The sequence below is a fragment of the Micromonospora sp. NPDC047812 genome (assembly GCF_040704175.1).
Classification (GTDB): domain Bacteria; phylum Actinomycetota; class Actinomycetes; order Mycobacteriales; family Micromonosporaceae; genus Micromonospora.
The window spans coordinates 104,375-126,092 of sequence record NZ_JBEYRY010000008.1 but is presented as its reverse complement, the minus strand read 5'-3'; the positions used below and the strand labels follow the sequence as shown (position 1 = coordinate 126,092).

Sequence of the window (21,718 nt, the reverse complement as noted above, 5' to 3'; positions counted from 1 at the left end):
GTCAGGTGCAGTCGCCGGTGCCGACGGCGCGGGTGCGCTCGGCGCCGGCGAGGGCGACGGGACGAGCCTCGGCCGCCGTCACCGCGAAGCCGGTGTTCGGGTCGTCGGCCGCCGCCGCGAAGATCACCCCGAGCACCAGCCCGTTCGAGGAGACCAGCGGGCCGCCGGAGTTGCCGCTCTGCACCAGCGCCCGGATGGTGTAGACCTCCCGCGTCACGTTGCCGGCGGAGTAGATGTCCGGCCCGGTGATCCGGTCGACGTCCCGGATCCGCGCCGACTGGGCGTTGTACGGCCCGTCGAGCGGGAAGCCCAGCACGATCGCGTCCGCGCCGCTGCCCGCGTTGCCGGCGGCGAACCGCATCGACGGGCCGGGCAGCCCGGGCACGTGCAGCACGGCCAGGTCGCGGTCGGGGTCGTAGACGACCACCTTGCTGTCGTACCGGTCGCCGTTCAGCTCGACGACGGTGGACCGGGTCCCGGCGACGACGTGGGCGTTGGTCATCACCCGGTCGTCGGCGTAGACGAAGCCGGAGCCCTCGATCCGGCGCGAACAGCTCGGGGCGGAGCCGAGCACCTTGACCACCGCACGCTGGCTGTTGACCACCACCTGGGAGCCGGCGAGCGCCGGGTCGGGCGGGGACACCTGCCGGGCGCGGGTGGGCGCCAGGTCGCCGAAGACGTCGGGGAAGCCGTTGGTGTCGACGGTGTCCCGCAGCGCCGTGGAGAGCTGCTGCGCCTGGTCGGGCAGGACCCGGTCGACCACCGTGAGCAGCGCGCTGTTGCGGACCGACGAGGCCAGCCAGGGCAGCGACGACGAGCCGAGCGGCACCGCGACGAGCCAGGCGACCAGCAGCACGGCGAAGAGCGAGACGAACGCCCCGCCGACGTCGTCGACCCGCTTGGCGACGTCACTGGTGATCGTCTTGCGCAGGTGCGAACCGAGCCAGCCGGCGAGCGCCTGGCCGACCACCGCCAGCCCGAAGATCGCCACCAGGGAGATCAGCACCCGGGTGCCGCTGTCGACGAACTGCTGGGCCAGCAGCGGCCCCACCTGGAGGCCCACCAGCGCGCCCAGGAAGAAGCCGGAGAACGACAGCACCCCGATGACGAAGCCCTGGCGGTATCCGCTGATCGCGAACACGAGCATGAGCAGCAGCAGTACGAGATCCACGGCGGACACGCGTCAAGCGTACGGGCACCGGGCTCGCGAGATGACCATCGCTTGCGGAAGGTGACCGTCCGGTCAGCGCACCGGGGTCTCGTCGACCGCGTCGGTGCCGGCGGAGGGCGCCGGGGCAGCCCCGGTCGGCGGCAGGTCCACGACCCGGTCGCGGGGCCACGGCCTGGCCCAGCCGCCCATGTCGAGCAGGGCGGCCAGCACCCCGGCGGTGAAGCCCCAGACCAGCATCCCGCGCGCCGAGAAGGCCGGGCCGATCCACCCGCTCGGGTGGCGGACCCGCATCCGGTTGGCCGGGTCGACCAGCTCGGCGACCGGCAGCCGGGCCACGTGCGCCACCTCGGCCGGCTCCCGGGGGTGCACCGGGTGCGGCGCGTGCCACCAGGCGAGCACGGGGGTGACCACGAAGTCGCTGACCGGGATCCAGAGCTTCGGCAGCTCGGCCAGGACGGTGACGCTGGCCGGGTCGAGGCCGACCTCCTCGTTCGCCTCGCGCAGCGCGGTCGCCCGGGCGTCGGCGTCCTCCGGGTCGGCCGCGCCGCCGGGGAAGGCGGGCTGGCCGGCGTGGTTACGCAGGGTGGCCGCCCGCTGGAGGATCAGCACGTCCGGGCCTGCGCCGGGCTCCTCGCCGAGCAGCACCAGCACCGCGCTCTCCCGTCCCCCGCTCTCCGGGGTGACCAGCCGGGTGAAGTCCTCGCTGCGCGCGCTGCCGAGCCGGGTCAGCAGCGGGTCGAACCAGCCCGGCGGACGCCGGTTCACGCCGGCACCCCCGTGCCCCGCCGGACAGCTCATGCCGGCACCGTCACGCCGAGGTGCTGCCGGACCAGCTCGGCCAGGCTGGCGTCGTCGAGCGCGCCCGAGGAGTCGACGTGCCGGACGCGAGACTGCCCGTCGACGAAGACGGTCAGGGGAATGCCCTTGCGCAGCAGTTCCTGCTTCACCCTCTCGCCCCGGTCGACCAGCACCGGGAAGCGGACGCCGAGGTCCTCGCCGATGGCCTGGGCGGCCTCGCGGCCGTCCCCGCTGTTGACGCCGACCACCCGGAACTGGCCGGCGGCCCGCTCGCTGAGCCGCTGGAAGGCGGGCAGTTCCTGGCGGCAGGGCGGGCACCACGAGGCCCAGACGTTGACCACCGCCGGACCGCGCAGGTCCCGCAGGGCCACCGGGGCGCCGCCGGTGAAGCACTCCAGGGTCAGCTCGGGCAGCACCTGGCCCCCGCCCCCGGCGGGTGGGGCAGGTGCGGCGGACGCGGGCGGCGTGCCGAGGGCGGAGCAGTCCTGGAAGGGCGACGGCCGGTTGGCGGCGGCCTTCTGCCGGTCGGTGGGGCCCGGATCCTTCTCCTCGGTGCCGGCGGTGCACCCGGCGACGGCCAGCAGCACGGGTACGAGCAGGGCGGCGAGCCGACGGTTCATCGGTCGCGACACCCGTCCACTCCGCGCGCTCACGGTGCCTCCGCCACGACGGCCTGGACCGGCACCAGCTCCGGGTCGACCCCGGCCGCCACCGCCAGGTCCCGGGCCCGGGGGCCCTTGAGCAGCTTCGCGGCCGCCGCCGGCTCGGTCGGGCCGGTGCCGTACGACGGGCAGAGCTTCGCCAGCGTGCACGCGCCGCAGGCCGGCTTGCGGGCGTGGCAGACCCGCCGGCCGTGGAAGATGATCCGGTGCGACAGCATGGTCCAGTCGCGCCGCGGGAAGAGCGCCCCGATCGCGTGCTCGATCTTGACGGGGTCGGTCTCGGCGGTCAGCCGCCACCGCTGGACCAGCCGCTGGAAGTGGGTGTCGACGGTGATCCCGGGAACGTCGAAGGCGTTGCCGAGGATGACGTTGGCGGTCTTGCGGCCGATGCCGGGCAGCGTCACCAGGTCGGCGAGCTTGCCGGGGACCCGGCCGTCGTACCGCTCCACGAGGGCCTGGCCGAGCTTGATCAGCGAGTCGGTCTTGTTGCGGTAGAAGCCGGTGGGCCGGATCAGCTCCTCCAGCTCCGCCCGGTCCGCCCCCGCGTAGTCGGCGGCGGTCGGGTAGCGGGCGAAGAGCTTCGGGGTGACCTCGTTGACCTTCTTGTCCGTGCACTGCGCGGAGAGGATCGTCGCGACGGCCAGCTCCAGGGGATTGGAGTGGTCCAGTTCACAGTGCGCGTCGGGGTGGGTCTCGGTCAGTACCCGGCCGATCCGCCGGGCGCGACGGGTGCGCCCGAGGTCGGTCTCGGTGAAGCCGGAGGAACTCGTGGTCACGCCGGCCAGCCTACGTCGCCCGGCCGACGGTCGGCCGGGTCCACGCGCCGTGCCGTCCCGGTCAGCCGCCCTGCGGCGCGCTGATCGCGCCGGAGTCGTCGAACCGGGCGCCGGTCTCCGGGAAGTCGCTCTTGGTCAACTGCTGCACGAGGCCCAGCCCGCGGTCGTCGCGGTCCATGGTCGGCTTGCCGATGGAGTTCATGTACGTCGAGACGAACGAGCCGCCGGCCCAGCTGCCGTCCGGCTTCAGCGACACCTTCAGCACCCCGCCCCAGCCGAGCCGGCCGGCGTTGCTCAGCGAGTTGCCCCCGCCGGCGAAGTTGCCCAGGCTGTACGCGATCAGCCGGCCCTTGTAGAACTCCATGCCGCGCAGCACGTGCGGGCCGTGCCCGACGATCAGGTCCGCCCCGGCGTCGATCATCGCCTTGGAGAACTTGACCGGGTCGCCCCGGTTCTCGCCGAGGAACATCTCGGTGCCGGGCTTGACCCGCGTCTTCTCGGAGCCCTCGCCGCCCATGTGCACCTGCACGACGACCACGTCGGCCATGCCGGCCGCCTTGGTGATCACCTTCTTCGCCGCGGCGATGTCGGTCAGGCTGTTGGACCAGACGTACGACGAGAAGCCGGCGACCGCGACCTTGACCCCCTTGACGTCGACCACGGTGATCTGGTCGGGCGCCCCGGTGTGCGCGAGTTCGTACTTCTCCAGCGCCTTCTGGGTGTTCTCGTAGCCCTTCGGGCCGAAGTCGTAGCCGTGGTTGTTGGCCTGGTTGAGCAGGTCGAAGCCCGCGTCGCGCAGGTGCGCGGCGTACTCGGGCGGGGCCCGGAACTGGAAGCAGCGGGTCGAGTTCGGGCCGCACTTGCCGGTGCCGGTGTCGACGGTGAGCGGCTCCTCCAGGTTGCCCATCACCAGGTCGGCGTCGAGCGCCTTCTCGACCGAGTCGAAGAAGCCCTTCCCGCCGTCGGGGGGCAGCCGGTTCGGCGCGTTGCCCATGATGATGTCGCCGGTCGCCGAGAGCGAGATCGCCTGCTCGGCGGGCTGCGCGGTGCTCGTGGGCGCGCCCGAGCGGACCGGGGCGCCGGTGTTGCCGCCACCCGTGCCGGGCTGCCAGACCGCGTCGGACCCGGACCCGGGGCCCCCGCAGCCGGCGGTGAGCAGGACGGCGAGCAGCGCGCCGAGGGCGAGTGCGGCCCGGCGACGCGGAGGGGAGGCGGCAGCGTACATCGAGCGCGACCTTATCGGCTGTGCAACGCCGAAACGAGGGCCGATCGGACGGAGTCTCAGCCCGCCGGTCGGTCCGACCACGGCACGACGGTGCCCGCCCCGCCCGCCGTCACGGCGGCGTGCACGGCCCGGGCCAGCGGGGCGCCCCAGGTGGAGCGCGGTCCGCCGTACGCCGATTCGGGGCCGTCGACCGGGCAGAGCACGGTGACCGCGTCCGTCGGGGTGCCGGTGCCCGGCACGCCCAGCTCCGCGATCGCCTGCGCCTTCGCCTCGGTGGCCGTGGCGACCGCGTTGACCAGGGCGGCGTCGCCGAGCCGGGCCGGGACGTACACCACGATGTTGACGGTGCCGACCCGCTGGGCAAGCGCCGCCGGGGCGGGCTCCGCCGCCCGGACCGGGGTGCCCAGGCCGACCGTCGCCCAGGCCCGCACGCCGGTGTCCGTCCGGGCGACCACCTCGGCGACGTCCACCCCGGTCAGCAGGCCCACCCCGGGCCCGTCGAGGTCGAGCCGGTCGGCCAGTTCGGCCAGGTGGTCGGCGGGGTCGTCCCGGTCGTACGACATGGGCACGGTCGCGTTGACGACCCAGTGCCGGACGCCGATCCCGCCACCCAGCGGCGCGGAACTGACCGCGCGCAGCGGGCGGTCGGCGCGCCAGACCAGCAGCGGGACGTCCCGACCGTCTTCCTGGCGGGCGGTCAGCACGGGTTCACTCAGCACGTGGGTGACCCTACGACCCGGGCGTCGGGGGCCGCTCCGGCGCCCGGGCGGGCGCGCGATCCTACTGCTTGATCAGGGCCGGCAGGTTACGCCCAACGATCAAGATTCCAGGGGTGCAGCTCTGATTGCTGCTCACGTGCGCCTAGACTGGCGACGCGCGAGGGATCAGCGGACGGCGGACCCGGCCGACGGACGGCACGCGCAGGCGGAGGTGCGCGATGGACGAGGTACTGGCTCGCAGCGGGATCTTCCAGGGCGTCGACCCGGAGGCTGCCGAGGCGCTCGCCAAGGAGATGGAGACGCTCGAGGTCCGTAAGGGCGAGATCGTCTTCAACGAGGGCGAGCCCGGCGACAGTCTCTACATCCTGCTGTCCGGCAAGATCAAGGTGGGTCGGCGCGCTGCCGACGGCCGGCAGAACCTGATCGCGGTGATGGGCCCGTCGGACATGGTGGGCGAGCTGTCGCTCTTCGACCCCGGCCCGCGCACGGCGACGGCCACGGCGGTCACCGACACCCGGCTGGTGCGGCTGCGCAAGCAGGCCCTGCGTCCGTGGCTGAACAACCGCCCGGAGATCGCCGAGCAGCTGCTGCGGGTGCTCGCCCGCCGGCTCCGGCGCACGAACGACTCGCTGGCCGACCTGATCTTCACCGACGTGCCCGGCCGCGTCGCCAAGAACCTGCTCCAGATGGCCGGCCGCTTCGGCACCCGCGACGGCGGGGTGCTGCGGGTGACCCACGACCTCACCCAGGAGGAGATCGCCCAGCTCGTCGGCGCCTCCCGGGAGACGGTCAACAAGGCGCTGGCCGACTTCGCCTCGCGCGGGTGGCTGCGCCTGGACGGCAAGAGCATCATCATCCTCGACCCGGAGCGCCTGGCCCGCCGCGCCCGCGTCTGACGCGTACGACCCGGATCTGCCTCGGGCAGAATCGCTGGACACCGTGCCCGCCCGGCGGGCACGGTGAAGCGATGCTGGACCGGGTCGCCGTTCTCTCCGACATCCACGGTGCGCTGCCGGCGCTGGAGGCCGTGCTGGCCGAGCCGGACGTCGCCGCCGCCGACCTGATCGTGCTCACCGGCGACATCGCGGCCGGCCCGCAGCCGGTCGAGGTGCTGGACGTGCTCGCCGGTCTCGGCGACCGGGCCTGCTGGGTACGGGGCAACGCGGACCGCGAGCTGGTGCAGGCACGCGCCGGCCGCCCGTCCCCGATCGACGTCTCCAACTGGGCGGCGGAGCAGCTCCGCGACGACCAGGTGGCCCGGTTGGCGGCGCTGCCGCTGACGGTCACCCTGGAGGTCGGCGGCCTCGGTCCGGTGCTGTTCTGCCACGCCACTCCCCGCGACGACGAGGAGGTCGTGCTCGTCGACTCCCGGATGGAACGCTGGGCGGAGGTGCTCGCCGACGTCCCGGCCGAGGTGGGGACGGTGGTCTGCGGGCACACCCACATGCCGTTCACCCGGCTGGCCGACCGGCGGCTGATCGTCAACCCGGGCAGCGTCGGGATGCCCTACGGCGGCCCCGGCGCCTACTGGGCCCTCCTCGGGTCCGGGGTGCACCTGCGGCGTACGCCCTTCGACGTGGACGCCGCCTGCGCCCGGGTGGCGGCCGAGTCGGGCTTCCCCGACGCCGCCGAGTGGGCGGACGAGTACCTGCGCTCCCGACACAGCGACGCCACCGCCCTCGCGGTGTTCGCCCCGCGCGACGGCCGCCGAGCAGTGACCGACGGATGACTCCCGCCCGGGTGGGACGACGCCCGTCGCGCCCTGTCGAGCTGCCCCGTCCATAGGACCGGCCGGCCTCCCCCTCCCGACGCGAGCCCAGGCGCACCTGGTCACCAGCCTCGGCCGGCACACGACGGTCCGCCGCCGGCCAGAAAAAGTCAGTCTTGACTGTTTGTTTCGGTGGCGGCAGGCTGTCCCCGTGCCCGCATCGACCCGCGTCCCTCAGCAGGAACGCAGCCGCGCCACCCAGGCGCGGCTGCTGGAGGCGACCGTCGAGTGCCTGGTCGAGCACGGCTGGTCCGGCACCACCACCACCGTCGTCGCGGCCCGGGCCGGCGTCTCGCGCGGCGCCCAGCTGCACCACTACCCCACCAAGGCCGCGCTGGTCACGGCCGCCGTCGCCCACCTCGCGGAGCGGCGGGCAGAGGAGCTGCGCACCGAGGCCGAGGCGCTGCCGCCCGGCCCGCAGCGGCTCGACCGGGTGATCGACCTGCTCGGCGCGGCCTTCACCGGCCCGCTCTTCGTCGCCGCCCTCGAACTGTGGGTCGCCGCGCGCACCGACCGGGAGCTGCGCGAGGCCCTGGTGCCGCTGGAGGCCCGGGTCGGCCGCGAGATGCACCGGCTCACCGTCGCGCTGCTCGACGTGGACGAACGCCGTCCGGGCGTACGCGAGGCGGTGCAGGCGACCCTCGACCTGCTCCGGGGGCTCGGCGTGGCCAACCTGCTCAACGACGACTCGTCCCGCCGCACCGCCCTGCTGCACACCTGGAAGCGCCAGCTCGCCACCCTGCTCACCCCCTGACCGTCCGCCGTGACCGGCCCGCCCTGGCCGCCCGCCCAGCCCCCGGAGGCACCATGGTCGACCTCAAGGACCTGCTCGCGGACCTGGCCGACGAGTCCCAGCAGCTCGACGACCTGGTGACCGGCCCGCCGGCCGACTGGGGGCGCGCCACGCCGTCGCCGGGCTGGAGCGTCGGGCACCAGATCGCCCACCTCGCCTGGACCGACCACGTCGCGCTGCTCGCCGCCACCGACGCCGAGGCGTTCCTCGCCGCCGTGCTCGCCACCCCCGACCCGGCCCGGCTCGTCGACGCCGGTGCGGAGGAGTTCCTCGCCCCGCCGGGCGAGCTGCTCCCCCGCTGGCGTGCCGGCCGGGCGGCGCTCGCCGACGCGTTGTCGCGGGTGCCGGCGGGCGGGAAGCTGCCCTGGTTCGGCACGCGGATGTCGGCCGCCTCGATGGCCACCGCGCGGATCATGGAGACCTGGGCGCACGGCACGGACGTGGCCGACGCGCTCGGCGCGACGCGCCCCGGCACGGCCCGACTGCGGCACGTCGCGCACCTCGGCTTCCGTACCCTCGGCCACAGCTTCGCCGCCCACGGCCGGCCGGTGCCGACGGCGCCGGTGCGGGTCGAGCTGGCGGCGCCGGACGGCGACACCTGGACGTACGGCCCGGCCGACGCCGCCGACCGGGTCACCGGCCCCGCGCTCGACTTCTGCCTGCTGGTCACCCAGCGCAGGCACCGCGCGGACCTGGCGCTGGCGGCGACCGGCCCGGTCGCCGACGCGTGGCTGGACGTCGCGCAGGCCTTCGCCGGCCCACCGGGTCCCGGCCGCCCGCCGACGGCCACCGCGACCGGCACGGCCCCCGCAACCGACACCGCCGCCTCGGCCGGGCCGGCCGAGGCGACCGACACCGCCGACACCGCCGGCAGGGCCGGCGTGGCGGGCGGGGTGCCGGCGTGAGCGACGTGCTGCGGGTGGGCAACGCCTCCGGCTTCTACGGCGACCGGTTCGCGGCGTGGCGGGAGATGCTCGACGGCGGCGAGTTGGACGTGCTGACCGGCGACTACCTCGCCGAGCTGACCATGCTGATCCTCGGCCGGGACCGGCTTCGCGACCCCTCCCTCGGCTACGCGAAGACCTTCCTCCGCCAAATGGAGGGCTGCCTCGGCACCGCGCTGGACCGGGGCGTACGGATCGTGACCAACGCGGGCGGGCTGAACCCGGCCGGCCTGGCCGCCGCCATCGGGTCCCTCGCGGACCGGCTCGGCCTGACCGTCCGCGTCGGACACGTCGAGGGCGACGCCCTCGCCCGCCCGGACGCGCTCACGGCGAACGCCTACCTCGGGGCGTACGGCATCGCCGCCTGCCTGGACGGCGGGGCGGACGTGGTGGTCACCGGCCGGGTGACCGACGCGTCCCTGGTGGTCGGGCCGGCGATCGCCCGGTTCGGCTGGGGCCGCGACGACCTGGACGCGCTGGCCGGGGCGACCGTCGCCGGTCACCTGGTCGAGTGCGGGGCGCAGGTCACCGGGGGCAACTTCAGCTTCTTCACGGAGCTGCCCGACGGCGGGCGGCGTCCCGGCTTCCCGGTCGCCGAGCTGCACCCCGACGGCTCGTGTGTGATCACCAAGCACCCGGGCACCGGCGGCGCGGTCACCGTGGAGACGGTCACCGCCCAGCTGCTCTACGAGGTCGGCGGCCCGGCCTACCTCGGGCCGGACGTGGTGACCCGGCTGGACACGGTGGAGCTGGGCGCCGACGGGCCGGACCGGGTGCGGGTGAGCGGCGTCCGGGGCACGCCTCCGCCGGGCACCCTCAAGGTGGGCGTCAACAACCTCGGCGGCTTCCGCAACTCGATGACCTTCGTCCTGTGCGGGCTCGACATCCCCGCCAAGGCGGCCCTGGTCCGCGGTCAGGTCGAGGCGGCGGTCGGCACGGAGGGGCTGGAGTTCGTCCTGGCCCGTACCGATCACGCGGACGCGGTCGAGACCGAGGCGGCGAGCGCGCTGCTGCACGTACACCTGCGCGACGGCGACAAGGCGCGGGCCGGGCGGGCCTTCTCGTCCGCCGCGGTGGAGCTGGCCCTGGCCTCCTATCCCGGCTGCACACTGACCACGCTGCCCGGCGACGCGACGCCCTACGGGGTGTTCACCGCCGACGCCGTGCCGCAGGACGCGGTGCCGCACGTCGCGGTGCTCCCCTCCGGCGAGCTGGTGCCGATTCCGCCGCCGGCGCGCACCGCCGGCCCGCCCGACGGGCCGGCGCCCGCCGCAACGACGCCCGCCGCCGACCCGACCGGAGCAACGACCCCGGCGGCTGACCCGCCGGCCGACCGGCCCACCCGGCGCGCGCCGCTCGGCGAGCTGGTCGGGGCCCGCTCCGGCGACAAGGGCGGCGACGCCAACCTGGGCGTCTGGGCCCGCACCGACGCGACCTGGTCGTGGCTGCGCGGCTGGCTGACCACCGCGCGGCTGCGCGAGCTGCTGCCGGAGACCGCGCCGCTGACCGTGGAGCGGTACGAGCTGCCGAACCTGCGGGCGGTCAACTTCGTCGTCCGGGGCCTGCTCGGGCAGGGGGTGGCGGCCTCCACCCGGTTCGATCCGCAGGCCAAGGCGCTCGGCGAACTGCTCCGCTCCCGGCTCGTCGACCTACCGGCGGAGCTCACGCCCGGCCCGGACTCCCCGCCTGGCGGCCCGGACTCCCCGGCCGGCGGCGCGACGCCCCGGGAGGGCCGATGACCATCGTGGACACGCCGGAGCGCCGGCAGCTGCGGGAGCTGGCCCGGGCCTTCGTCACCCGGGAGGTGCTGCCGCGCCTGGACGACTGGGAGCGGGCCGGCGAGATCCCCCGGGAACTGCACGCCACCGCCGCCAAGCTCGGCCTGCTCGGCATCGGCTTCCCGGAGGCCGTCGGCGGCAGCGGCGGGGACCTGCTCGACTCGATCATCGTGACCGAGGAGATCATCCGCTCGGGCGGCTCGTCCGGGCTGGTCGCGGCCCTGTTCACCCACGGCATCGCCCTGCCGCACATCGTCGCCTCCGGCGACGCGGAGCTGATCGACCGGTACGTCCGGCCGACGCTGGCCGGCACCATGATCGGCGCGCTGGCGATCACGGAACCGGACGGCGGCTCCGACGTGGCGAGCATCCGCACCCATGCGCGGCGCGACGGCGACCACTACGTGGTCAACGGGTCGAAGACCTACATCACCAGCGGCGTCCGGGCCGACTTCGTGACCACCGCCGTCTGCACCCTGCCGCCGGGCACCGGCGCCCTGACCCTGCTGGTGATCGACAAGGGCACGCCGGGCTTCACGGTCGGGCGCCGGCTGGAGAAGCTCGGCTGGCACTGCTCGGACACCGCCGAGCTGTCCTTCGCCGACGTGCGGGTGCCGGTGTCCAACCGGGTCGGCGCGGAGGACACGGCATTCCTGGCGATCATGCAGAACTTCGCCGCGGAGCGGCTCTCGCTGGCCACCCAGGCGTACGCCATCGCGCAGCGTTCCGTGGAACTGGCGGTGCGCTGGTGCCGGGACCGGTCCACGTTCGGCCGTCCCCTGGCGAGCCGGCAACTCGTCCGGCACCGGCTGGCCGAGATGCACACCCGCGCCGAGGCGGCCCGCGCGTACGTGCACCAGGTGGCGGCGCGGGTCGCGGCGGGCGAGCCGGTGGTGACCGAGGTGGCGATGGCGAAGAACGTCGCGGTGGCCGCCTGCGCCGAGGTGGTCGACCAGGCGCTCCAACTGCACGGCGGCTACGGCTACCTGCGCGACGCCGAGGTCGAGCGGCACTACCGCGACGCCCGGATCCTCGGCATCGGCGGCGGCACCACCGAGATCATGAACGAGATCATCGCGAAGGGCATGGGCCTGTGAGTGCGAGGAGTGAGCCGGGTTTGCGAGCCCCGCAGTCACGAACGAAGGAGGCTCTGTGACCACGTTGCGCAGCGCGATCGATCCGTCCTCGCCGGGACACCGCGCCAACCGGGAGGCCCTGCTGGAGCGCCTCGCCGAGCTGGACGCCGCCCTCGACCAGGCCCGCGCCGGTGGCGGCGAGAAGTACGTGACCCGGCACCACGGGCGCGGCAAGCTGCTCCCCCGGGAGCGGATCGAGCTGCTGCTCGACCCGGACAGCCCGTTCCTGGAGCTGTCCCCGGTGGCGGCGTACGGTACCGACTTTCCCGTCGGCGCCAGCGTGGTGACCGGCATCGGCGTCGTCGAGGGCGTCGAGTGCCTGGTCGTCGCGAACGACCCGACGGTACGCGGCGGCGCGGTGAACCCGTGGTCGCTCGCGAAGACCCGCCGGGCGGGCGAGATCGCCCTGGCCAACCGGCTGCCGATGGTGAACCTGGTCGAGTCGGCGGGCGCGGACCTGCCCACCCAGGCGGAGATCTTCATCCCGGGTGGACGGGTGTTCCGCGACCTGACCCGGCTCTCGGCCGCGAAGATCCCCACGGTCAGCGTGGTCTTCGGCAACGCCACCGCCGGGGGCGCGTACGTGCCGGGGATGTCCGACCACGTGATCATGATTCGGGACCGGTCGCAGGTCTACCTGGCCGGGCCGCCGCTGGTGAAGATGGCCACCGGCGAGTTCACCGACGACGAGTCCCTCGGCGGGGCGGCCATGCACGCCACGACGTCCGGGCTCGCGGACTTCCTGGCCGCCGACGAGCGCGACGGCATCCGGCTGGCCCGGCAGTGCGTACGGCGGCTCAACTGGCGCAAGCAGGGCCCGCCACCGCGCAACCCGTTCCCGGCCCCGCCGAGGTACGACCCGGAGGAGCTGCTCGGCATCGCCAGCGCCGACCTGAAGGTGCCGTTCGACCCGCGCGAGGTGCTGGCCCGGGTGCTCGACGGCAGCGAGTTCGACGAGTTCAAGCCGGCCTACGGCACCGCCCTGGTCACCGGCTGGGGCGAGCTGCACGGCTACCCCGTCGGGGTGCTGGCCAACGCGCGGGGCGTGCTGTTCAGCGAGGAGGCGCAGAAGGCGACCCAGTTCATCCAGCTCGCCAACGCCGCCGACGTCCCGCTGGTCTTCCTCCAGAACACCACCGGCTACATGGTCGGCACCGAGTACGAGCAGCGCGGCATCATCAAGCACGGCGCCCTGATGATCAACGCGGTGTCGAACTCGACCGTGCCGCACCTGACGGTCAACCTCGGCGCTTCCTACGGCGCCGGCAACTACGGCATGTGCGGGCGGGCGTACGAGCCGAGGTTCCTGTTCACCTGGCCGAACGCCAAGTCGGCGGTGATGGGGCCGGCGCAGCTCGCGGGCGTGCTGTCCATCGTGGCCCGGCAGGCCGCCGCCGCCCGGGGCCGGGACTACGACGAGGACTCCGACGCCGCGATGCGGATGATGGTCGAGCAGCAGATCGAGTCGCAGTCCGGCGCGCTCTTCCTCTCCGGCCGGCTCTACGACGACGGGGTGATCGACCCCCGCGACACCCGTACGGTCCTCGGGCTCTGCCTGTCGGCGATCCACAACGCACCGGTCAGGGGCGCCGACAGCTTCGGCGTCTTCCGGATGTGAGGCGGCGGTGCGCCCGATGAATGCGATCGAGAGGCGGGACCAGTGATCCGGAAACTGCTCGTGGCGAACCGGGGCGAGATCGCCCGTCGGGTCTTCGCCACCTGCCGCGAGCTGGGCGTCGAGACGGTGGCCGTGCACTCCGACGCCGACGCCGACGCGCCGTTCGTCGCCGAGGCCGACCACGCCGTCCGGCTGCCCGGCAACGCGCCCGCCGAGACGTACCTGCGGATCGATCTGATCCTCGACGCGGCCCGCAGGACCGGCGCGGACGCCGTGCACCCCGGCTACGGCTTCCTCGCCGAGAACGCCGAGTTCGCCGCCGCGGTGACCGACGCCGGGCTGACCTGGGTCGGCCCGCCGGCCAAGGCGATCGCCGCGATGGGCGACAAGATGGCCGCGAAGGCCCTGCTCGCCGAGGCGGGCGTGCCGATGCTGCCCACCTGGACCGACGCCGACGAGATCACCGACTTCCCGGTGCTGGTGAAGGCGTCCGCCGGGGGCGGCGGGCGCGGCATGCGCGTCGTCCGGGACGCCGCCGCGCTGGCCGAGGCCGTCGCCTCCGCGCGCCGCGAGGCGGCCGGCGCGTTCGGCGACGGCACGGTCTTCGTCGAGCGGTACGTCGAGCGCGGCCGGCACGTCGAGGTGCAGATCTTCGGCGACACCCACGGGACGGTGGCGGCCCTCGGCGTGCGAGAGTGCTCGATCCAGCGCCGACACCAGAAGATCGTCGAGGAGGCGCCCGGCGTCCTCCCCGCCGAGGTGCGGGAGCGGCTGCACACCGCGGCGGTGGCCGCCGGCCGGGCGGTCGACTACGTCGGCGCCGGCACGGTGGAGTTCCTGCTCGCGCCCGACGGGGAGATCTACTTCCTGGAGATGAACACCCGCCTCCAGGTCGAGCACCCGGTCACCGAGTTGGTCGCCCTCGGGGCCCTGGACCTGGTCCGACTGCAACTGCTGGTGGCCGAAGGCGAGCCCCTGCCGGAACACCTCCACGACCGGGTAGCGGTGCGGGGCTACGCGATCGAGGTGCGGCTGTGCGCCGAGGATCCGGCGCAGGGTTACCGGCCCGCGGCGGGGGTTCTGCACCGGTTCGCGGTTCCCGGGGTGGAGCGTGAGTTCGAGAACCTCTCCCGGGCAGGCCTGCGGCTCGACTCCGGCGTCGTGGACGGCTCGGTGGTGAGTGTCCACTACGACTCGATGCTCGCCAAGGTGATCGCCTGGGCGTCCACCCGCGCCGAGGCGGCCCGCGCCCTGGCCGGCGCGCTGGCCCGGGCCGAGCTGCACGGCGTCGCCACCAACCGGGACCTGCTGGTCCGGGTACTGCGCAGCCGCGAGTTCGGCGCGGTGGAGATCGACACCGGTTTCCTGGACCGGCACCCCGAGGTCTTCGCCCCGCTGCTGCCCGCCGACCAGCTCCCTCTGGTGGCCCTGGCCGCCGCGCTGGCCGCCGCCGCAGCCCGTCGGGCCGACGCGCCGGTGCTCGCCGGGCTCCCGTCGGGCTGGCGCAATGTGCCGGCGTTCCCGCAGGTCACCCGGTTCACCGGCCCGGACGGCGAGATCGAGGTCCGCTACCGCCTGGACCGCTCGGGTGGCCTCGCCGAGTGGTCCACGGATCCGGCGGGCGCACCGACGCCGGTGGTGAGCCTGGTCCAGGCCGCCCCGGACCGGGTGGTGCTCGACGTGGACGGGGTGCGGCGCGCGTACCGCGTACACCGGGTGGATTCGGATGTCTTCGTGGACGGCCCGGACGGGGCGGCGAGCCTGGCCGAGCTGCCGCGCTTCCCGGAGCCCACCGCGGAGCTGGCGGCCGGGTCGCTGGTCGCGCCGCTGCCCGGCGCGGTGACCCGGGTACACGTCGAGGTCGGGCAGCGGGTGGCGGCCGGCGACCTGCTGCTGACCCTGGAAGCGATGAAGCTGGAACATCCCGTGCTCGCCCCGGCCGACGGCGTGGTCGCCGAGCTTCCGGTCGCGGCCGGCGGGCAGGTCGACACGGGCGCCGTGCTGGCCGTGGTCGACCCCGAGTGATCCTGGAGGCCCCGCGATGAACTTCGACCTCACCCCCGAGCAGGACCAGCTCCGCGACGCCGTCCGCGCGCTGGGCCGGCGGTACGGCCACGACTACTTCGTCACCAAGGCCCGCTCCGGTGAGCACACCACCGAGCTGTGGGACGAGGCCGGCCGGCTGGGCTACCTCGGGGTCAACATCCCCACCGAGTACGGCGGCGGCGGGGGCGGGATCACCGAGCTGGCCATCGTCTGCGAGGAGCTGGCGGCGGCCGGCTGCCCGTTGCTGCTGCTGGTGGTCTCCCCGGCCATCGCGGCCACGGTGATCGCCCGGCACGGCACGGAGGAACAGCGCAAGCGCTACCTGCCCGGCTTCGCCGACGGCTCGCTGAAGGTGGTCTTCGCGATCACCGAACCGGAGGCCGGCTCCAACTTCCACCGGCTCGGCACCGTGGCCCGCCGCGACGGCGACGACTGGCTGGTCTCCGGCCGCAAGTGCTACATCTCCGGCGTCGACGAGGCGTCGTACGTGCTGGTGGTGGCACGGACCGAGGACGCGGTCTCGGGAAAGCTGAAGCCGGCGCTGTTCGTGGTGCCGACCGACGCGCCCGGGCTGACGCGGTCCAAGCTGGACATGGAGATCGTCTCCCCGGAGAACCAGTTCCTGCTCTACCTCGACGACGTGCGGCTGCCCGCCGACGCGCTGGTCGGCGAGTCGCTGGACGCCGGCCTGCCGGCGCTCTTCGCCGGGCTCAACCCGGAACGGATCACGGTCGCCGCCATGGGCGCCGGCACCGGCCGGTACGCCATCGAGCGGGCCAGCGAGTACACCGCCACCCGCAAGGTCTGGGGCGGCCGGAGCATCGGCTCCCACCAGGGCGTGTCCCACCCGCTCGCGCACGCGGCCGTGCAGGTCGAACTGGCCCGCCTGATGATCCACAAGGCCGCCACCCTCTACGACGCGGGCCGCGACCTGGAGGCCGGGGTCTCCGGCAACATGGCCAAGTACGCCGCCGGGGAGGCCGCCGCGCTGGCCGTCGACACCGCCGTCCAGGTGCTCGGTGGGGCGGGCATGACCACCGAGTACGGCGTGGCCACGCTGCTCGGCGCGGTGCGCGCCGGCCGGATCGCCCCGGTCAGCCGCGAGATGATCCTCAACTTCGTCGCCCAGCACGTCCTCGGCCAGGACAAGTCCTACTGACCGACGCGGTCGGCATACCGGGCTGCTACGCACGCCGACGGACCCGGCGGCTGCGGAGTCGCGTGGACGACGGGTGATTCCTGCCCGCGCCGAGCGGGCCGGGGTGCGGCGGGCGCCCGATCGCCCGCCGCACCCCGGGTCCTCAGCGGACGGTCAGCGTGCCGACCGCCGGCAGCGGGGCGACCACCGGCGGGAGCCGCTTCGGCTCACCCCGGCCCGGGGCCCCCTCGGCGGCCAGCGCGCCCTTCGACGCCTCCGCCCGCCGGGTCGCCTCCGGCTCTGCCGGCAGCTCGGCGAACGGCTGGACGTCGCCCACGCAGACCTTGCCGTTGGCCGGCAGCGCCCCGCGCAGCAGGTACGCGTCGACAGCGCCGGTCACGCAGGCCGACGTCCCGTACGCGGTGTGCCCCCAGCTGTCGCTGCTGAGCAGGCGGCTGTTCGGCAGCAGCCGGGCCGAGCTGACCGCGCCCCGGTAGTTGGTCGCCGGGTCCCAGTAGTTGCCCACCACCAGCACCGGCGCGGCGGTCCGCCGGTTGAACGGCCCGGTGTAGGCGTCCTCGTCCCGCACGGTCCAGGTCTTGCGGGCGCACGGCGAGGTGCCCCAAGTCCAGAGCCGACCGAAGTACGGGTCACGGTTGTCGGCCTTCGCGGCGAGCGCCGGGAACGAGCCGGCGTCCTTCGGGTGGTACGCGTCGGTGCAGTCCACGCCGAGGAAGGTCTCCAACCCGTTGTTGTACGGGAAGTCGTAGCGCCGGGCCTGCTCGCGGGCCTTGGCGGCCTGCCGGGTCACGTCGGCCGTCGCCGGGCGGCGGGCGGCCGGCGACGACGCCGGGTCGGTGAGCACCAGCAGGGCGGCGGTGAGGTCGACGACCTCGGCGTAGCCCGTCGGGCCGTAGAGCGCGCCCAGGTTGGCGGCGACGAAGTCGGCGTACGTGACGGTGATCGGGCCGAGGTCGGGGTCCTCGATGACCACCGGCTTGGCCCGCAGCCGCTTCGCGACCAGGTCGAACGACGCGACCGGATCGCCCTCGGCCAGCGCACACGCCTGGGCGCCGGCCTTGTCGCAGCGCACCAGGATCTCCCGCAGCGCCTTGTACGCGCCCTGCGCGCTGCGCATCCGGTCCTCCTGGGACAGGCTGCGCGCCTTGCCCTGACCGACCCACTCGTTCGGGTTGAGCACGCCGTCGATCACCAGGGCGCGGACCCGGTCCGGGAACATGTTGGCGTAGTACTGGCCGAGGATGCTGCCGTAGCTGAAGCCGAGGAAGGTGAGCTTCTGGTCGCCCACGGCGCGGCGCAGCACGTCCATGTCCCGGGCGACCTCGGCGGTCGACATCGCGCCGCTGAGCGGCCGGCCCGTGGTGGAGCAGCCCTTGCCGACGGCCTTCGAGGAGGCGACGTACGCCTTCTCCTCGGCCTTCGTCCACGGGAACGCCACGTTCAGCCCGGCGTAGGCCCGGGTCTGTTCCTTGACGGAGGGGAAGCACCTGACCTGCTGGCTGGCGGCGACGCCGCGCGGGTCGACGCCGACGATGTCGAAGCGGTCGAGCACCTCGTCACCGAGGAAGTACGGCGCGGCGAGCGCGACGTCGGTGCCGGAGCCGCCGGGGCCGCCCGGATTGACGAAGAGGCTGCCGATCTTCCGCTGCTGGTCGCGGGCCTTGACCCGCAGCACGGCGACCTCGGTCGTGGGGCCGTTCGGCTGGTCGTAGTCGCGGGGCAGCCTGACGGTGGCGCACTCGGCGTAGTCGTAGCAGGCGTACCAGTCCAGTGTGGGCGTGGGCACCCGGTCGACCCGGCGGGCCTCCTGCGGGCTGGTCCGGTCGGAGGTGACCGGACGGTCCCCGCCAGCGGGGGACGGTGCGGCGGCGGCGGGTGCGACCGCGGCGCCGGCGAGGAGGACGCCGGCGATTCCCGCGGCGGCGAGGGACCGGTTTCGTCGTGGCATGTGGACGCCTTCCGGTGGGCGACAGGACGGTCGGGCCGTGGCTCGACCTCCGTCACTCTAGGGATGGCGCGACACGCTTGCAGGCCGCCGAGTGGCTATATATCCGACAATCCGCCGGCCGATGTAACGAATAATTCACCGTCGACGCTTTTAGCCCTCCGCGCCTGCCGGGGCAACCGTGTCCAACCGCGCCGGATCGGTCCGGCTACGCCACGCCGGCCATCCAGGCCGGCGGCGTGGCCTTCCCGTCGTCGGGCGCGTAGTCGTCCACCACCCGCCAGCCGTCGGGGCCCTTGCGCAGCAGCAGGAAGCCGACGATGTCGCTGTGCGGGGCGCCGAGGCCGTAGACCTCGTCCTGGTCGACGAATCCCATCCGGAGGGCGCAGACCGCCGCCGGATCGCGTTTCGCGTTCTTGCAGAGGCCGAGGTAGCGGACCCCCGGCAGGGCCGACAGGTGCCCGGCCATCGCCTCGTCCGGGTTGGCGTACCCGCCGCGGCCGGCGACCGACGGCACGGGGGCCGACGGCACGGGGGCCGACGGCACGGGGGCCGACGACGACGGTGTGACGGACGACGACGGTGTGACGGACGACGGCACCTCCGGCGCGGGGGCGCTCGCGGGGGGCGGCGCGGTCGCCGGCTCCCCGTCCGACCCGCACGCGGCCAGCGCACCCGACACCAGCACGGCGGCGACGATCCGGAGGACGCGGGTCACCGGCACTCCTCTCTCACGCCAGACGGTCTCCGGCGGAGATCATCGCATCCGGTGCCGGCGTCCCGGTTGACAGCGGGCCCCGCTCGGACATCCTGGACGGGTGAGAATTCCGAGGCCCGACGCGCGGGCGAAGGCGGTCGTGGCGGCGCTGACGGCGGCTTCGCTGCTGGTGACGCTGATCGTCTGGGGCCGTCAGGATCTCGTCGGGGTGGCCCTGGCGCTGCTCTGCGTCCTGTCGACGATGATCGCGGCGGTGTCGGTGGCGGCGACCCGGCAGGACGACGGCACGGAACCGGCAGTCACGCCGGGCGGCCCGGGGCAGCCGGTCGGGGGCCTGTACGGCGTCGACGCCGACACGCTGGAGTCGCTGGACCACCGGGAGGCCGTCCGCGCCATGCGGGAGCGGCACCGGGGACGCAGCGGCTCAGCGGCCCGTGAGGGTGGGTGAGGCGAGCGCGTCGAGCCCACGCCCGGCCAGGCAGCGGTACGTCCGGTCGGCGTCCGCCCCGGCCGGGGGCAGCACCTCCAGGTTCCAGCCCTCCGCGTAGCTGATCCCGCTGGTGAGCCGGAAGGTGGTCTCGTTGCAGACCCGGCGCACCACCGCGTCAGCGCTGACCTCCTCGTGGCCGGCGCCGACCAGGGTGTCGGGGAGCCTGCCCTCGGCGTAGCTCTCCCAGGTGTGCTGGCCGTCGCAGGGCACCCGGGGCGCCCGGGCCCGCGCGTCGCGCACCTCCATCGGCCCGAAGCACTCCAACTCGTCGGCGCAGCCCGCGCCGGCCGGCAGCCCGGTCGTCAGGGCGCAGGCGGGCAGCACCGCGCTCCTCGCCGCCACGCTCGTCGCCGCAACGCCGGCCGTCGGCGACGGGACCGGGCCGGAGACCGCGCCGGCCAGCCAGGCACCGGCGCCGGCCGAGGCGGCCAGGGCGACCATCCCGGCGCCGCCGAGGAACCAGCGCCGCCGGCGCCGCTGGCCGACGGTGGGCACCGTGGGGTGGAGATCCTCCACCGGCGGTCGCGGAGCGGGCCGGGAGACGTGGTCGACGCCGTACGGGCCGACAGGGCCGGGGGGTCCGCTGACCGGACCCGGCACGCCCGTGCCGCCCGCCGGGGAGCCGGCCGGACCGAGCGGCAGACCGGCCAGCAGGTCGCGCAGCTCGACGGCCGAGGGACGCTCGCCGGGATCGTTGGACATCCCGACCCGGAGCACGTCGATCATCTCGGCCGGGACCCCGGGCAGGCCGGGAACCGGCTGGTGGAACATCTCCAGCACGGTGACCAAGCTGGGATTGCGCTCGGACTGCCAGCGCGGCGGGCGGCCGTGCATCACCGCGTAGAGGGTGGCGCAGAGGGCGTAGACGTCGACGGCCGGCGACGGCGGGCTGTGGTTGAACATCTCCGGCGGCGCGTAGGCCGGGGTGAGCACCTCCAGGGCGACCGAGGCGTCACGCATCTCGGCCACCACCGCCAGCCCGAAGTCGGCCAGCACCGCCGAGTTGAAGTGCGAGTAGAGGATGTTCGCCGGCTTGACGTCGCGGTGCAGCACGCCGGCGGCGTGCGAGTGGGCGATCGCGTCGGCGATCTTGACCCCGAGGTCGCGCGCCTCGGCCGGCCCGAGCGGCGAGGTCCGCATCCGCTCGGCGTACGAGCCGTCGCAGAGTTCCATGATCAGGTAGGGATGCTGGTCGACCGTGACCCCGACGTCGAAGAGGTCGACCACGTGCGGGTGCGACGACATCCGCCCGGCGGCCCGCGCCTCGCGCAGGAAGCGGGCCTGGTCGTGCTCGCTGTCGAGGGTGCGGTTCTCCACCTTGACCGCGACCTCACGCCCCACCGAGATCTGGGTCGCCTTGTAGATCGTCGCGTAGCCTCCCCTGGCAAACACGCGCAGATCAGTCAGACCGGGCACAATGGGCATCGGCAGGGCGCCGGGCGGGGTCGCGGTCACAGCTCGAAAATACCCAACCGGACCGACGGCTCAGTGAACCGCATCAGCGGCCGGAACGGCACCGGCGGCGGAACCGCCTCCGCCACCCACCGTCCCCGCACCCGCGCGACGGTCGTCCCACCAGAGCCCGACGGCGGTCGCCACCGCGCCGAGGCCCTCCCAGGCGGCCACCCCGAAGAACCGCCCGGGCGCGATGTCGGCCAGCACCGCGATGCTGAACACCGTGAACGTGACCAGCCGGAACACCACCGTGAAGCGGAAGAACGGCCGCCACTCGGTGGCGGTGGCGAGCAGGTAGTAGACCCCCATGTTGAACGAGGCCATCGAGGAGGCGACCAGGAAGGTGCCGGTGTGGTCGCCGGCCGCGCGGGTCGCCGGCACCTCGAAGCCGAGCAGCCGCAGCAGCGCCTCCGGCCAGACCAGCCCGACCGCGCCCATGAGCAGGGCCAGCACGCCGAAGACCGCGATCGTCCATCCGGCGGCCGAACGCGGCAACCTCATCACGGCCCTCCCCAGA

General features: G+C 74.4%; 19 protein-coding genes and 1 pseudogene. 10 read left to right on the top strand and 10 right to left on the bottom strand.

The genetic code is table 11. The annotated features are described in order from the left end of the window. Window position 1: 1 nt before the first annotated feature. The 6 genes from AB0883_RS25160 to AB0883_RS25135 all read right to left on the bottom strand — a co-directional run bounded on the left by AB0883_RS25160 (window position 2) and on the right by AB0883_RS25135 (window position 5,351). Entirely contained in the window at window positions 2-1,180 is a 1,179-nt protein-coding gene (locus AB0883_RS25160) for a MarP family serine protease (RefSeq protein WP_366643705.1), read from the bottom strand. Window positions 1,181-1,243: 63 nt separating this feature from the next. Further along, window positions 1,244-1,936 (bottom strand): CoA pyrophosphatase, encoded by a 693-nt coding sequence (locus tag AB0883_RS25155; RefSeq protein ID WP_366643704.1) that lies wholly within the window; start codon window positions 1,934-1,936, stop codon window positions 1,244-1,246. Window positions 1,937-1,965: 29 nt separating this feature from the next. After that, the gene (locus AB0883_RS25150; protein ID WP_366643769.1) at window positions 1,966-2,589 is read right to left on the bottom strand and encodes a TlpA disulfide reductase family protein; all 624 of its coding nucleotides are present in this window, start codon (window positions 2,587-2,589) and stop codon (window positions 1,966-1,968) included. A 29-nt stretch (window positions 2,590-2,618) separates the two neighbouring features. Beyond that, a complete protein-coding gene (gene nth, locus AB0883_RS25145; protein WP_366643703.1) occupies window positions 2,619-3,407 on the bottom strand; it encodes an endonuclease III in 789 nt (262 codons plus the stop codon). 61 nt (window positions 3,408-3,468) lie between these two features. Beyond that, a complete protein-coding gene (locus AB0883_RS25140; RefSeq protein WP_366643702.1) occupies window positions 3,469-4,632 on the bottom strand; it encodes a CapA family protein in 1,164 nt (387 codons plus the stop codon). A gap of 56 nt (window positions 4,633-4,688) precedes the next feature. Then, a complete protein-coding gene (locus tag AB0883_RS25135) occupies window positions 4,689-5,351 on the bottom strand; it encodes an adenosylcobinamide amidohydrolase (RefSeq protein WP_366643701.1) in 663 nt (220 codons plus the stop codon). Between the two features lie 218 nt (window positions 5,352-5,569). Here AB0883_RS25135 and AB0883_RS25130 point away from each other — a divergent pair, with 218 nt between their 5' ends. From AB0883_RS25130 to AB0883_RS25090, 9 genes and pseudogenes are all read left to right on the top strand, one after another. Next, the gene (locus AB0883_RS25130; RefSeq protein ID WP_089003062.1) at window positions 5,570-6,247 is read left to right on the top strand and encodes a Crp/Fnr family transcriptional regulator; all 678 of its coding nucleotides are present in this window, start codon (window positions 5,570-5,572) and stop codon (window positions 6,245-6,247) included. Between the two features lie 71 nt (window positions 6,248-6,318). Then, window positions 6,319-7,080 (top strand): metallophosphoesterase family protein, encoded by a 762-nt coding sequence (locus AB0883_RS25125; RefSeq protein WP_366643700.1) that lies wholly within the window; start codon window positions 6,319-6,321, stop codon window positions 7,078-7,080. A 190-nt stretch (window positions 7,081-7,270) separates the two neighbouring features. Next, window positions 7,271-7,873: a TetR/AcrR family transcriptional regulator gene (locus tag AB0883_RS25120; protein ID WP_357870949.1), complete on the top strand. Its 603-nt coding sequence runs from the start codon at window positions 7,271-7,273 to the stop codon at window positions 7,871-7,873. 53 nt (window positions 7,874-7,926) lie between these two features. Then, window positions 7,927-8,709: pseudogene (locus tag AB0883_RS25115) on the top strand (TIGR03084 family metal-binding protein); the annotation flags it as partial. 104 nt (window positions 8,710-8,813) lie between these two features. Next, window positions 8,814-10,595 (top strand): acyclic terpene utilization AtuA family protein, encoded by a 1,782-nt coding sequence (locus tag AB0883_RS25110; RefSeq protein ID WP_366643699.1) that lies wholly within the window; start codon window positions 8,814-8,816, stop codon window positions 10,593-10,595. Continuing rightward, window positions 10,592-11,731 carry an acyl-CoA dehydrogenase family protein gene (locus AB0883_RS25105; protein WP_366643698.1) on the top strand — a complete coding sequence of 380 codons (1,140 nt, stop codon included), beginning with the start codon at window positions 10,592-10,594 and terminating at the stop codon, window positions 11,729-11,731. Before AB0883_RS25110 ends, AB0883_RS25105 begins: the two co-directional genes overlap by 4 nt. A gap of 55 nt (window positions 11,732-11,786) precedes the next feature. Further along, window positions 11,787-13,388, top strand: a complete 1,602-nt coding sequence (locus AB0883_RS25100) for a carboxyl transferase domain-containing protein (protein WP_366643696.1) — start codon at window positions 11,787-11,789, stop codon at window positions 13,386-13,388. A gap of 42 nt (window positions 13,389-13,430) precedes the next feature. Beyond that, complete coding sequence (locus AB0883_RS25095) at window positions 13,431-15,413, top strand: biotin carboxylase N-terminal domain-containing protein (RefSeq protein WP_366643695.1); 1,983 nt, start codon at window positions 13,431-13,433, stop codon at window positions 15,411-15,413. Window positions 15,414-15,429: 16 nt separating this feature from the next. Further along, window positions 15,430-16,593: an acyl-CoA dehydrogenase gene (locus AB0883_RS25090; RefSeq protein WP_366643693.1), complete on the top strand. Its 1,164-nt coding sequence runs from the start codon at window positions 15,430-15,432 to the stop codon at window positions 16,591-16,593. Between the two features lie 142 nt (window positions 16,594-16,735). Here the strand turns inward: AB0883_RS25090 and AB0883_RS25085 are convergent, their stop codons facing one another. Beyond that, window positions 16,736-18,541, bottom strand: coding sequence for an alpha/beta hydrolase (locus tag AB0883_RS25085; RefSeq protein WP_366643692.1), 1,806 nt, complete (start codon window positions 18,539-18,541; stop codon window positions 16,736-16,738). A 205-nt stretch (window positions 18,542-18,746) separates the two neighbouring features. Further along, window positions 18,747-19,256 carry a hypothetical protein gene (locus tag AB0883_RS25080; RefSeq protein ID WP_366643691.1) on the bottom strand — a complete coding sequence of 170 codons (510 nt, stop codon included), beginning with the start codon at window positions 19,254-19,256 and terminating at the stop codon, window positions 18,747-18,749. 100 nt (window positions 19,257-19,356) lie between these two features. Between AB0883_RS25080 and AB0883_RS25075 the strand changes: the two genes are divergently transcribed. Next, on the top strand, window positions 19,357-19,704 hold the full coding sequence (locus AB0883_RS25075) for a hypothetical protein (RefSeq protein WP_366643690.1): 348 nt from the start codon (window positions 19,357-19,359) through the stop codon (window positions 19,702-19,704). Here AB0883_RS25075 and AB0883_RS25070 read toward each other — a convergent pair. Then, complete coding sequence (locus AB0883_RS25070) at window positions 19,681-21,201, bottom strand: serine/threonine-protein kinase (protein WP_366643689.1); 1,521 nt, start codon at window positions 21,199-21,201, stop codon at window positions 19,681-19,683. The genes AB0883_RS25075 and AB0883_RS25070 overlap by 24 nt on opposite strands. A 30-nt stretch (window positions 21,202-21,231) precedes the next feature. Then, window positions 21,232-21,702 carry a hypothetical protein gene (locus tag AB0883_RS25065; protein WP_366643688.1) on the bottom strand — a complete coding sequence of 157 codons (471 nt, stop codon included), beginning with the start codon at window positions 21,700-21,702 and terminating at the stop codon, window positions 21,232-21,234. Window positions 21,703-21,718: the final 16 nt, after the last annotated feature.

What these genes read in the sequence shown, in the direction of transcription:
- AB0883_RS25140 (WP_366643702.1), bottom strand. Translation starts at nt 4,632, where the DNA reads ATGTACGCTGCCGCCTCCCCTCCGCGTCGCCGGGCCGCACTCGCCCTC.
- AB0883_RS25085 (WP_366643692.1), bottom strand. Translation starts at nt 18,541, where the DNA reads ATGCCACGACGAAACCGGTCCCTCGCCGCCGCGGGAATCGCCGGCGTC.
- AB0883_RS25150 (WP_366643769.1), bottom strand. Translation starts at nt 2,589, where the DNA reads ATGAACCGTCGGCTCGCCGCCCTGCTCGTACCCGTGCTGCTGGCCGTC.
- AB0883_RS25130 (WP_089003062.1), top strand. Translation starts at nt 5,570, where the DNA reads ATGGACGAGGTACTGGCTCGCAGCGGGATCTTCCAGGGCGTCGACCCG.
- AB0883_RS25125 (WP_366643700.1), top strand. Translation starts at nt 6,319, where the DNA reads ATGCTGGACCGGGTCGCCGTTCTCTCCGACATCCACGGTGCGCTGCCG.
- AB0883_RS25090 (WP_366643693.1), top strand. Translation starts at nt 15,430, where the DNA reads ATGAACTTCGACCTCACCCCCGAGCAGGACCAGCTCCGCGACGCCGTC.
- AB0883_RS25105 (WP_366643698.1), top strand. Translation starts at nt 10,592, where the DNA reads ATGACCATCGTGGACACGCCGGAGCGCCGGCAGCTGCGGGAGCTGGCC.
- AB0883_RS25065 (WP_366643688.1), bottom strand. Translation starts at nt 21,702, where the DNA reads ATGAGGTTGCCGCGTTCGGCCGCCGGATGGACGATCGCGGTCTTCGGC.